9 protein-coding genes and 4 tRNA genes are annotated in these 12,687 nt (G+C 57.5%); all 13 read right to left on the bottom strand.

Features of this window, described 5'->3' with window-relative positions:
* Positions 1–157: 157 nt before the first annotated feature.
* The 13 genes from DWY03_RS04905 to gpmI all read right to left on the bottom strand — a co-directional run bounded on the left by DWY03_RS04905 (position 158) and on the right by gpmI (position 12,685).
* Positions 158–233: transfer RNA gene (locus DWY03_RS04905), tRNA-Gly, on the bottom strand.
* A gap of 42 nt (positions 234–275) precedes the next feature.
* A tRNA-Cys gene (locus tag DWY03_RS04900) sits at positions 276–349 on the bottom strand.
* Positions 350–383: 34 nt separating this feature from the next.
* Positions 384–459 (bottom strand) — tRNA-Gly (locus DWY03_RS04895).
* 105 nt (positions 460–564) lie between these two features.
* Positions 565–1,311, bottom strand: a complete 747-nt coding sequence (locus tag DWY03_RS04890) for an anti-sigma factor antagonist (protein ID WP_117786316.1) — start codon at positions 1,309–1,311, stop codon at positions 565–567.
* 81 nt (positions 1,312–1,392) lie between these two features.
* Positions 1,393–3,738 carry a GAF domain-containing SpoIIE family protein phosphatase gene (locus DWY03_RS04885; protein ID WP_117786315.1) on the bottom strand — a complete coding sequence of 782 codons (2,346 nt, stop codon included), beginning with the start codon at positions 3,736–3,738 and terminating at the stop codon, positions 1,393–1,395.
* 59 nt (positions 3,739–3,797) lie between these two features.
* Positions 3,798–3,887 (bottom strand) — tRNA-Leu (locus DWY03_RS04880).
* A 590-nt stretch (positions 3,888–4,477) separates the two neighbouring features.
* Entirely contained in the window at positions 4,478–5,506 is a 1,029-nt protein-coding gene (locus DWY03_RS04875) for an ABC transporter ATP-binding protein (protein WP_006236139.1), read from the bottom strand.
* On the bottom strand, positions 5,507–6,598 hold the full coding sequence (locus tag DWY03_RS04870) for an ABC transporter ATP-binding protein (RefSeq protein ID WP_117635929.1): 1,092 nt from the start codon (positions 6,596–6,598) through the stop codon (positions 5,507–5,509).
* Positions 6,599–6,600: 2 nt separating this feature from the next.
* Positions 6,601–7,536 carry an ABC transporter permease gene (locus DWY03_RS04865; RefSeq protein ID WP_117635930.1) on the bottom strand — a complete coding sequence of 312 codons (936 nt, stop codon included), beginning with the start codon at positions 7,534–7,536 and terminating at the stop codon, positions 6,601–6,603.
* Between the two features lie 14 nt (positions 7,537–7,550).
* Positions 7,551–8,588, bottom strand: a complete 1,038-nt coding sequence (locus tag DWY03_RS04860) for an ABC transporter permease (protein WP_117635931.1) — start codon at positions 8,586–8,588, stop codon at positions 7,551–7,553.
* A 157-nt stretch (positions 8,589–8,745) separates the two neighbouring features.
* Positions 8,746–10,422 carry an ABC transporter substrate-binding protein gene (locus DWY03_RS04855; protein WP_117635932.1) on the bottom strand — a complete coding sequence of 559 codons (1,677 nt, stop codon included), beginning with the start codon at positions 10,420–10,422 and terminating at the stop codon, positions 8,746–8,748.
* Between the two features lie 290 nt (positions 10,423–10,712).
* On the bottom strand, positions 10,713–10,967 hold the full coding sequence (secG, locus tag DWY03_RS04850) for a preprotein translocase subunit SecG (protein ID WP_006236144.1): 255 nt from the start codon (positions 10,965–10,967) through the stop codon (positions 10,713–10,715).
* Between the two features lie 164 nt (positions 10,968–11,131).
* Positions 11,132–12,685: a 2,3-bisphosphoglycerate-independent phosphoglycerate mutase gene (gene gpmI, locus DWY03_RS04845; RefSeq protein WP_117635933.1), complete on the bottom strand. Its 1,554-nt coding sequence runs from the start codon at positions 12,683–12,685 to the stop codon at positions 11,132–11,134.
* Between the last annotated feature and the right edge of the window lie 2 nt (positions 12,686–12,687).

The raw sequence follows: 12,687 nt of genomic DNA, 5'->3' as shown, positions 1-12,687 counted from the left end.
GCTTCGCGGATCCGCACCGGCTTCGGCCGCCTGCCGGCGCCCTCGCCAGCTCGCTACAAACGCTCCGCGCTTGCTTAACGCTCGCTCCCTCTCGGGTTCGAGCCCAGGCGATGGGTACGAAAAAGCCCGGCTACCGTGGTAGACGGGCTGTTGCGCTTGGAGCGGACAACGGGGCTCGAACCCGCGACCCCAACCTTGGCAAGGTTGTGCTCTACCAACTGAGCCATGTCCGCATATGTAAAACAAAACGGGCGCCGGAGCGCCCGGATGTTGCCTGGAGGCGAAGCCCGGATTCGAACCGGGGGTAAAGGCTTTGCAGGCCTCTGCCTTACCACTTGGCCACTTCGCCGAAAAAGGACCGCCTAAACGGTCCGGAAATGCAATGGAGCGGACAACGGGGCTCGAACCCGCGACCCCAACCTTGGCAAGGTTGTGCTCTACCAACTGAGCCATGTCCGCTTGCGGGTTATTAATTTACGCGAGTTGTCCAAAAGACGCAAGTACTTTTTTCAAAAAAGTTGTTCAAAGCAAGTTCACGCAGGGAAATCATGTCAACCTAAGGCGCTAAGCGCACGATTCCAATGCCGAGCTAAACAGCTTCACCATCCGAACGCGTGTGCCGGCGCCATCCGCACGACGGGCAACCTCCACATTATCGACGAGCATGCGCATAAGCTTGATACCACGTCCGCGCTCCTCGGATGCCACCGGCTCGCTCGCCCCATCGATAGAATAGCCAGCGCCCCGATCAAGCACTTCAAGAACAACACGGTCCCCATAGGCCTGAACCGTCAGGATGCAGCCAACACCGCCCGCATGGTCATACGCGTTACCCAATGCCTCCCCCAACGCCAATGCGACGTCATAACGCTCATCACGCCTCAGGGGAAGCGATTCGAGAAGCTCGGCCACACGGTGCCGATAATACGGGAGGTTCTCGATGCCTCGCCGCACTTCGATGCTCTTGCTCCATCGTGGCAACTCTCCCACCGGAATGGCGGGAATCGACTCACGCGCCGGACCCGCAACATGAAGGATGTCGACAAGTCGGGCAATCTCCAAAAAGCGAATGACTTCATCGGAGGCGTTAACGAGCGAAAGCAGGCCCTCTCGCCTCATAAGCTCTCTGGCACGTGTAAGCAAAAACGCCAAACCCGTCGAGTCGATAAAGCCCACGGCCTGGCAATTGATAACAACACGACGCACGCCCCGGTCGATGAGATTATCCAACCGTGGGCGCAGCACGGACACCGAGGCGATGTCGACATCACCCGGTGGCGTCAAAACCGCTATGTCATTCCACTCATTCATACGACCATGGTTCCCCAAAAGAGCTCGCTCGATGCATACGTATCTGTAACTGCGAAGATTTTGCCCGTCAAGCGTCGCGGCCTACGATCGACCCCGTAAAAACTCAAGAGAAACCAGCGCGATGTCATCGTCCAACGCCGACTCGGTAAAGCGGTCAAGCTCGCCCAAGACCTTACCGCAGATTCCCGATACGCCCTCACCCGAGACAGAGAGCAAAAGGTCACGAAGGCGCTGCTCGCCAAAGAAAGCACCCGAGCGATCACGTGCTTCGATTGTTCCGTCGGTATACATAAATAGCATGTCACCAGGAGCGAACGTAAACACGCCCGTCTCATACACCATACTCTCAAAGGCGCCGATCACGCCCGATTGGCACCCAAGGAGCTCCACTTCTCCCCCTCGGATTTCTCCACCGCCAAGCGGCGTCGACGAGGGCCTAATGACCATAGTGGGAGGATGTCCCGCAGAGCAATAGGTAGCGCGACCCGCTTTAAGATCAATCTTGGCGATAAACGCCGTCACAAACGTCTCGACCCTCGAAAAGCCCATAAGCATGCTGTTAAGGGAGCGTGCCATGCGGGCAGGCCCAGCGCCCTCCCAAGCATAGGCCGTCAGCGCCGTCTTGACGAGCGCCGACATCGACGCCGCCTCGATTCCTTTGCCGGATACATCGCCCAAAATCATTACGGCGCAATCGTCGGGAAGACGGACAAGCGTATAAAAGTCGCCGCCGACCAACGCCGAATTCGTTGCCGAAAGGTATACCGAATCGGTCGCGATACCCGGAACATCCCCTAGGGAATTTCTCATGCCGATCTGGAGGGTCTGAGCGATATGGCGCTCCTCGCGCTTTTGAGATTCGCCTTCATAGATCAGTTCAAAGTCATGCGCCAAGTGCACCAAGTAGTCATATTCAAGGTCATCAATCGGCTCTTGACTACCATCACGAAGCAGCAACGCGCGCGTCGTCGGGCCCTTCGCAACAGAAGCAGGAACAATCGCGTCGTTACTGCGCTTGCCATCGCCCTCAGAGCGCGGACGCCCCGCCTCGATGCCGGTGTCGACGTAGAGACCCTGGCAAGGCAGACCATGCGCCCTAAGCCAGCCTCCCATAGGCATCGATTCGTCAACGCGAGTTATACGGACGTGTTTAAGGTCCTCGGCACTCGTGCCGCCCAAAACAGATGCCTCAAAGCCATCAGGGCCAGCCCCCAGACGTGCCGCCGGCGCCGTCGTGGAAAAGAAAAGCTTCTCGGGATCGTCCGGCAAAGCAACGCGACTGCCGCCTTCAAAATCTATGACGTAGGAGTCCAGACCGGCGTCATACTCAACAGGGCAAAAATGGCAGTTGAGCATATTGCAGATCTCGGACGATACCGCCTGGGTAGCCGCGGCGGAATCGTCTAGAAAGGTAAACAACTCATCACGTAAGACATTGAGCGAGCGGCCAAGCTCGGCCGTGCGACGAGAGCGAAGGCTCGATGCCATGCCGACCAGCTGGATAGACAGGTAATCGCAAATGACCTCGAGTACATTGACGTCATAGGCGAGCGGTGCCTGGGGGCGCTTCCAACCAACTTCCAGCACGCCAAGGACCTGCGTACCGTAAAAAACGGGAAGACAGATCTCGCTGCGGTACGGAGGCATATCCTGAACGCGCAACAGGTGCTTAGAACGATTGTCCAGGTCCATGAACATACCGGAGGCGACCCTATCACCCTCAAGGTCCTGTTGAATCGACAAGCGACAGGCGCGCGACTCGCGAAGCACATACGTCGGAATGCCAGCGCCATACGGCAAAAACTCGGGCAGGTAGCTGTCGTACAGCTCCTTGGAAACACCGCGAAGCTTAAAACCACCGCTCTCAGAAAAATAGATAGCGGCACCCGATGCATCGAGCGTTCCTACAAGTTGGTTCAAAACGGTATCGATCAGACTGGGTAACTCATCGGAGCCCACCGTGCTCATAATGACCGAGAGCGTGCCAGAGAGACGCTTGTTCGCCACTCTAAGCTCCGATAACGCACGCTTGAGCTGACGGTCGTGAGAATACTGTTCCTCGATACTATGAAGTGCCACCAGGACACGTGGCGCGCGGCGCCCAAAGATGCGTGGAGGCGTTACGGAGCCCGCGCGAACCAAGACGGGGATAAAAGAGCCGTCACTCAGCTTAAGCATCAGTTCGTTCTCGGAGCCATCAGTTTCAAATGGCAGACGATGTTCCGTCGCACGTTCAAAAGCGGACGAGTACAAGACGTCTTTGACATCTCCACCGATGACGTCGGCGCGTTCCTCGCACATCAAGTCGAGCAAGCGATTATTCACATGCAGAATGGTTCCGTCGAGCTCGCAGATGATGACAGCATCGCTCGTGATCTCGACTAGTTGGGCAACGTCTGCCCACTCGTTGCGCTCAAGCGTTTCCATCGTGAACCTCACCGTCTATCGGTAACAAAAAAGCCTCCGAAGAGGCTTCTCAAATGCGATGGTGTCGGAGGCGGGACTTGAACCCGCATGACCAAAAAGCGGTCACTAGCACCTCAAGCTAGCGCGTCTGCCAATTCCGCCACTCCGACATGCTATGTTGTTGATTCGCAGTTCGTTTTGTTCGACCCGCGCGTTCAACCAAGAAGATGATAACCTATGATTCGAGAACTGTGCAAGCACTTTTTTCAAAAAAGTTTACGAATTTGTAAATGCGCAGGTAGATCCGTATGCCCGGCCCCGAATCGGTGTTGCCTCCCGGCGCGTCCTCGGGCATGGGCGATATTTTGCTACGCACTTCGTGCTGCAAAATATCGCTCCCCCTGCGGAATGCGCCGGGAGGCAACACCGATCCGGGACCTGCTAATACGTACTTCAGGCACAATTCTCAAGCATATTCTGAGGCTGATAAGAATTTAGTGGCTCGGCTTTGCCGAGCCCTTATATGGGGAGGCCGGAGCTAAAGCTCCGGCCTCACTCAATTACGAATTAGGCTAAGTGAGCGATCACGGAATCGCACTCCCCCTGCCGAGTTACCGCAGGGCCCGCCCTGGTGTTATTTTTCAGAACATTCCGCAGGACGGAGGAAGCCCCGCGGCGCGTAGCGCGCAGCGGGGCTTCCGACATGTCCGAGGACGTTCTGAAAAATAACACCAGGGCGGGCCCGGACGAAAACAACCGACTACAGGTCGATGTGCGATTCCTTGATCGGGAACGGCTCGGCGAAGTGGCAGGCGCAGCAGTGACCCGGTGCAACTTCCTTAAACTCAGGAAGCTTCTCGGAGCAGATGCCCTGCGCGATCGGGCAGCGCGTGTGGAAACGGCAGCCGGTCGGCGGATCCAGCGGCGACGGCGGGTCGCCAGCGAGGATGATGCGTTTGCGGGTCTTCTGGATATCTGGATCGGGCACCGGCACGGCAGACAGCAGCGACTGCGTGTACGGGTGGTGCGGCTCACTGTAGAGCGTCTTCCAGTCCGAAACCTCGACCATCTTGCCCAGATACATAACGGCAACGCGATCAGAAATGTGCTGCACGACAGAGAGGTCGTGAGCAATGAAGAGATAAGCCGTACCGAACTTGTCCTGGAGCTCCTTAAGAAGGTTCAGAACCTGGGCCTGAATGGATACGTCAAGCGCAGAGACGGGCTCATCGCAGATAATCAGCTTGGGCTTGAGCGCAAAGGCGCGGGCAATGCCGACACGCTGGCGCTGGCCGCCCGAGAACTCATGCGGATAGCGGTTGATGTGCTCGGGGTTCAGTCCAACGACGTCGAGAAGCTCGCGGACACGCTCAATGCGCTCCTCTTTGGTGCCCACGCCGTGAATGGTCATGGGCTCGGAGACAATCTCGCCGATGGTCATACGAGGATTCAGCGAAGCATAGGGATCCTGGAAGATAAACTGCATCTCGCGACGCATGTCCTTGATCTCATGCTTGCTCATCTCGGCAACATCTTTGCCCTGGAAGAACACCTTACCGGCAGTCGGCTTGGTCAAGCGCATAATCGTGCGGCCCGTCGTGGACTTACCGCAACCAGACTCACCAACCAGACCAAAGGTCTCGCCCGGATAAATCTCAAAAGAGATGTCGTTTACAGCAGAGACGACGCGCTTGGAAAAACGCTTGGCGAACATGCCGGACTCAGCGGGGAACTCCTTAGAGAGGTGCTCGACCTTCAGCAGCGGAGTGCGCTCGTTATTGTCTGCCATTTACGCCTCGCCTCCCTTCTTGGAATCCTTGCGCGTACGAGACGTCTCGGGAGCGTTCTTGAGGAACTCGGGGTCACCGGAATAATGGCACGCAGAATAGTGGCCGGACTCGGTGACAACGCGCTCGGGGCGCTGCTTGCGGCACTTATCGGTTGCATAGGGGCAACGAGGCGAGAACACGCAGCCCTCGGGCAGGTTCATGAGCGAAGGCGGGTTGCCGTGAATCGGCGTAAGCGGCTTCTTCTCATCGATGGCCTGCTCCGGGATGGAGCGGATCAGGCCCCAGGTGTAGGGGTGGCGGCTCTCGTAGAAGATTTCCTCAGCAGTACCGAACTCGACGGGACGGCCGGCGTACATAACCATAATCTTGTCGGCCATATCGGCAACAACACCCAGGTCATGGGTAATCATGATGATGGCGTTGCCGTTCTTCTCCTGCATTTCCTGCATAAGCTCAATAATCTGAGCCTGGATGGTAACGTCCAGGGCAGTCGTGGGCTCGTCGGCAATCAGAATATCGGGATCGCAGGCAAGGGCCATGGCAATCATAACGCGCTGACGCATACCACCAGAGAACTGGTGCGGATACTCATTGACGCGCTTCTCGGGCTCGGGAATGCCAACGAGGTCCAAAAGCTCAGTGGCGCGCTTGAGCGCCTCCTGCTTGGAGTAACCACGGTGCAGACGAAGGCCCTCGCCCACCTGCTTACCAATCTTATAGACCGGGTTCAAGGAGGTCATAGGATCCTGGAAGATCATCGCGATATCGTTACCGCGAATGTGCTGCATCTCTTCCTCGGTCATGTGGAGGATGGAACGGCCGCGATAGCGAACGTCACCGCCCTCAATCTTTCCCGGAGGCATCGAGATGAGGCCCATGATAGTCATGGCGGTCACGGACTTACCGGAGCCGGACTCGCCGACGACACCCAGAGTCTCGCCGCGATCGAGTGTGTAGGACACACCGTCGACAGCGCGGACGACGCCATCCTCGGTATGGAAATACATCTTAAGGTCATCGACCTCGAGCAGATGCTGGCCCTCGGGAACCGGCTGGTCCTTCAGGTCCACATAGTTCTTGTTCTTCTTCATCCTTATGCGTCCTTCATCTTGACGTCGAGGGCGTCGCGCAGACCGTCACCCAGCAGGGTGAAGGCGAGCACCGTCGAGAGAATTGCCAGACCGGGCATGATCATCATCCAGGGAGCAGTCAGAAGATACTGCTGACCGTCCTGAATCATAGAGCCCCACGAAGGCGTAGGCGGAATAACGCCCATACCGAGGAAGGACAGAGCGGACTCGGTCAGAATAGCGCCACCGATGTTCATGGTCGCATAGACCACGATGGAAGCAACGGAGTTCGGGAAGATGTGGCGCATAACGATACGGGCATCGGATGCACCCATAGCGCGAGCGGCGTCAACATAGTCGTTTTCCTTGACCGTCAAGATTGCAGATCGGAAGACACGGGCAATCGAGGGCCAGCCGAGAATACCGATGGCGATGAAAACATTTTGAAGACCACGGCCGATAACGGCGATCATGGCGACAACGAACAGCACGTACGGGAACGCCAGGAAGATATCCGCGAAGCGCATGATGATCGTATCCCAGATGCCGCCATAGAAACCGGCCAGGGCGCCCATGATCAGACCGATCACCGTGGAGATGGCGGTGGCCATAATACCGACGGAAAGCGAAACGCGCGCGCCGTAGATAACTCGGACGAGAATGTCGCGGCCAAGGGCGTCGGTACCAAACGGGTGCTCGGCACACGGAGCCAGCAGCGAAGTCTCGGCCATGGTCGTCGAGTCAGAAGCCGTCGGCGACCCGAGCCAGGGCTTAGCCCACAGGTCTGCGGTCAAGGCAACCAAAACGACGATGATAATCCAGCAGATACCGATAACGGCGAGCTTATTCTTGCGAAGACGCTTGAAAGCGTCGCCCCACAGCGTGCGGGACTTGGCGGGAGCAGATGCGGCCTTGGTGGCGGTAGCCTGCTCCTGAGACTGAGAATCAGTTTCCTGCATGAGACGTACCTCCCTTAGGCCTTATCCGACGGACCGCCGAGGCGGATACGCGGGTCGAGGAATGCATAGCTAATGTCGACGAGAAGGTTGATCACCATAACGACGACAACGATGAGCGTAACGCCGCCCATAACGATGGGCCAGTCGCGCATGCTAATGGCGCGGTAGACCTCAGAGCCGATACCGGGCCAGTTAAAGACCGTCTCGGTCAGGATGGCGCCCGAAAGCATGCCGCCGAAGTCGACACCAATATAGGTAACAACGGGGATGAGTGCATTCTTAAGCGCATGCTTGACGATGATCGCGCGATTGGAGAGACCCTTGGCCTTTGCCGTGCGGATGTAATCCTGATTCATGACGTCGAGTAGCTGCGAGCGCATGATGCGGGCAGCATAGGCGGTCGAAACCGAAGCCAGCGTGATGGTCGGAAGCACATAGTGCATCCAATCCTGATACTGAGAGCTGGAGCCGCCGGCACCCGAAATCGGCATGGAGAAAGCGCCGCCGGTGGCATCCTTAAGGATGACGCCAAAGAACAGCTGCAGCAGCATGCCGAGCCAGAAGGCAGGAACAGCAACGAGGATCGACGTGGTGAGCGTTACCAAAATATCCCAGAAGGAATAGCGCTTTACCGCCGAAATGATACCCGCACCGATACCCATGATTGCCTCGAGCACAATGGCGCACGCGGCGAGTTTAACCGTATACGGATACTTCTGGGCAAAGATTTCCGCAACCGGCAGCTTGCGCTGATACGAATTGCCCAGATCGCCATGAAGCAGACCATTCATGTAATTCAAGTATTGGTCCACAAGCGACGTTGGAACGGGATCGCCGTTCTCGTCAAGGATCGCGTTGCCGTCCTCGTCCGCCTGGACCAGGTGATAGCGCACGCGAAGTTGAAGCTCTACCTCGGGGGACAGAGCCTTGTCTCCACCGATCAGCTTGATCGGGTCTCCCGGCACAATATTCTGGAGGGCGAACAGAATCAACGTAACGCCCAAAAATACCGGGATGAACTGAAGCACACGTTTAACGATGTACTTACCCATACCACTCCCCTATCTAGGGATTAACCTAAATGGGATGCCGATCGCCAGACCGGCATCCCAAAATTACCATCAGCCAGTTTACCCCAGGTTAGGGAGAACTGTATGTTTCCCATGAGGTCTACGTAAATACTTGACCCTCATGGAAGCTGCAAAACTCTTAGGCGAGCTCAGCGGTACCCAGATCGGCGTGCTTCTGCGGATCGACATAGAGGTACTTGACGCGATCGGAGCCGACGATGGTGTGCGTGTAGAACATCACCGGGATAACCGGGCAGTCAGCGGCGACCATAGCGTCAGCCTCCTGCATCTTGGCGATGCGCTCGTCGTCGTCAACCGTGGCACGGGCCTCATCGACCTTGGCATCGAACTCGGAGTTGTTGTAACCAGAGCGGTTGTCGCCACCGAGGGAGTCGGAGTGGAACAGCGGGTACAGGAAGTTGTCCATGATCGGGTAATCGGCGATCCAGCCCAGACGGCCGAACTGATAGTTGAAGTTCTGATACTGCTCAAGCAGGGCAGACCACTCGGGAGTATCGGAGACGGCGGTGACGCCCACCTTGGCGAGGTCGCCGATGATGGACTCCATGATCTCCTTGTGGCCACCGTCCTGGTTGTAGGACAGGGTCACATTGATGCCACGATCGCCGTTAGCGCCAGCGGGAGCGACCTTGTCGAGGTACTCGTTAGCCTTGTCGACGTCATAGGCGCAGAACTCCCATGCGCCCTCCTTGTAGCCGGCGATTCCCGGAGGAACGATGCCGTCAGCGGGGGTACGGGTGCCCTTGAAGATGGTCTTGCAGATGGCCTCACGGTTGATAGCCAGGGAGATACCCCTGCGCAGGTCAGCGTTGTTGAACGGCTCGGCCGTGGTGTTGCACGTCAGATAGTACGTGGAAGGCTCGGAGCCGAGCAGCATGCGCTCGCCATCACCCATGGTGTAGCCATCCTTGGACTCGCCGCGGTCCTTCTTGGCGGCGTCGATCTGAGCAACGGGAACGTCGCAGACATCGAGGTTGCCGGCCTGGAACTCCTTGTAAGCGGTCTCCACGTCCTTGATGACCTGGAAGTGGATGGCGTCGATCTTGGCCTTGTCGCCATAGTAATCGTCAAACTTCTTGAGGTTGATCTCCTGACCATCCTCCCACTTGCCGTCCATCATGAACGGGCCGTTACCGACCGGGGCAAGGTAGAAGCTCTTGACATCGGACTCGGCGCACTCGGGAACCGGGGACAGAGCCGGGTGAGAGGCGACGAACGGGAAGTCGGCGTAGGCGGAAGTCAGCTTGACGACGAGGGTCTCGTCATCCGGGCAGGTAACGCCGGACAGCTCGGTAGCATTACCGGCAAGCAGATCGTCATAGCCCTCGACCATGGAAAGGTGGTAGGAGACCTCGGAAGGACCATACTCGGTAGCGATGGCTGACTTAGTGTTGACCAGGCGCTCCCAGCCGAGCTTGAAGGACTTGGAGGTAACGTCGTCACCGTTGTGGAACTTAGCCTTCTTGATCTTGAAGGTGAACTCGGTGGCGTCGTCGTTAGCCTCAAAGGACTCGCAAGCCAGCGGAACGATCTCGCCCTTCTCGTTATCGTACTCCGTCAGAGCGTCGAAGAGCTGGTACTCGACCTGAGTGCCCTGATCCTCCTGGACGTTGTAGGGGTCGATGCAGACCGGGTTGTTGATGTAGAAGTTCAGCGTCGAACCGGACTCAGAACCGGAAGCGTCGCCGCCCTTCTTGCCGCATGCGGCAAGAAAAGCCATGGAGCTCGCAGCAAGGGTACCGCCGACAAAGGCGCGACGACCCATAACGGGCTGGTGGAACATAGAATCAGCCATGCCATCCTCCTTATGAGATAGGACAAAGTGAATTCGGCCGGGCAACGTCGAGACAGCCCTTTCGAACCATTCAAACGCGGTCCGCCGTTATGGCTGGTTATGCAGTGCGGACCAACGTTTCGCAATACAGTAGCGCATTTTATGCACAATATGGCGCTAATTCCGGTTAACGGTCGAGAATTTCTTTAGTTGGGCGAAGTATGTGGGGATATTTTGACTCTGTTACAAGTCTGTAAACAAAAAGGGTCCCGCACGTGCGGGACCCTTTACAAACGTATATACGCCGATGCTTAGTAGCCGACGATGCCCTGCGGGAAGAAGAACATGCACAGAACGACACACACGGCAAATACGACAGCCATGATGACGGTCAGGCGATCGAGGTTCTGCTCCATGACGCCCGTGGCAGAGCTGGAGTTATACAGCGAGCTAGCGATCATATCCGAAACGCCGGTGCCCTTACCGGAATGCATCAGGACGAGAATCGTCAACGCCACGGCAGAGACAGCCCAAACGACAAACAGAAGAATCTGAAACGGACCCATAGATAAGCTCCTTAATAGAACAATTCAAACTCCAGTACTGTACCACAACCCCCAGCACTCCCCCACCTGCCATTTGGGGACGGGGTAGAAATGGCAGAAATACCAAAAAGGGGGTTGTCCGGTTGCGGACAACCCCCTTACTAGAAAACGGTATTTGTTTTCTATTAGGCCTCGGTGGCGAGTACGCGACCCGTCATCTCGGCGGAAGGCTCAATGCCAGCCATGGTGAGCATGGTCGGAGCGATATCGGAAAGACGGCCGTCCTCGATACCGGTGAGCTGCGCCTTCTCATCAACGATGATGAACGGCACACGGTTGGTGGTGTGAGCCGTAAACGGATGCTTGGAACCGTCGGAAGCAACGTCAAACATGTGATCGGCGTTGCCGTGATCGGCGGTAATCAGCGCAAAGCCGCCCTTGGCGAGAATCGCCGGGACAACCTTGGACAGGGCATCGTCAACAGCCTCGACGGCCTTAACGGCAGCGTCGAAGACACCGGTGTGACCAACCATGTCGCAGTTTGCGAAGTTCACGATGTAGAAATCAGCGCGATCCTCGTTGATAGCGGCAACAAGCTTCTCGGTAACCTCGGGAGCGCTCATCTCGGGCTGCAGATCGTAGGTAGCGACCTTGGGGGAAGCGACGAGCACGCGCTCCTCGCCCTCCTTGGGCTCCTCGATGCCGCCGTTGAGGAAGAACGTCACGTGGGCGTACTTCTCGGTCTCGGCGGTGTGCAGCTGCTTCAGGCCATTGGCGGCGATAACGTCGGCCAGGACGTTCTCGGGGAACGTCTTGGGGAAGGCGACCTCGACGTCAAACGTCGGATCGTACTCGGTCATCGTCACGAAGTGCGAGAGCTTAATCTGCTCGCGCTCAAAGCCATCGAACTCCTTGTCCGTGAACACGCGGGTCATCTGACGAGCGCGGTCGGGACGGAAGTTGAAGAAGATGGCCGCGTCGCCCTCGTGGATGCCCTCGTTGTGGGCCGCGAAAGGCTCGACGAACTCGTCGCCGCGCGGATCCTTCTCGTAGTAGGCCTTGATACCGGCAACGGGGTCGGTATCGGCATCGGACGCGTTAACCATGACGTCGTAGGCGCGCTGGATGCGCTCCCAACGGTTGTCGCGGTCCATGGCCCAATAGCGGCCCGAAACGGTGGCAACGCGAGCGTCGCAACCGGTCTCCTCGGAGATCTTAGCCAGGAAGGCGCAGAACTCGCTCATGTAGCCGGCACCGGACTGCGGGTCAACGTCGCGGCCATCCATGAAGGCGTGGACGCGAACGGTCTTGACGCCATGCTGGGCAGCCATCTTGACCAGAGCCTCGACGTGGTTCATGTGAGAATGAACACCGCCAGGGCTCATAAGGCCCATGAGGTGGAGAGTCTTGCCGTCAGCCTTGACGTCGTCCATAGCCTTGACGAAGACCTCGTTCTTGGCGATGGAGCCGTCCTTGATGGCATTGTTGATGCGCGAAAGCTCCTGGAACACGATGCGGCCGGCACCGATGTTGAGGTGGCCTACCTCGGAGTTGCCCATCTGACCGTCGGGAAGGCCCACGTCCTCGCCCGAAGCACCGAGCGTGGTGTGAGGATACTTCTCGTACAGGCTATCAAGGAAGGGCGTCTTGGCAGCGGCGACGGCGTTCTCGCCATCGGCCGGAGCAAGGCCGCAGCCATCCATGATGATCAGGAGTGCAGGAAGATGACGCTGTGCCATAT

Source organism: Collinsella sp. AF23-2, assembly GCF_003459245.1.
Classification (GTDB): domain Bacteria; phylum Actinomycetota; class Coriobacteriia; order Coriobacteriales; family Coriobacteriaceae; genus Collinsella.
Note: the sequence above shows the minus strand (reverse complement) of the source record. Positions and strands in the feature narration are given on the sequence as shown.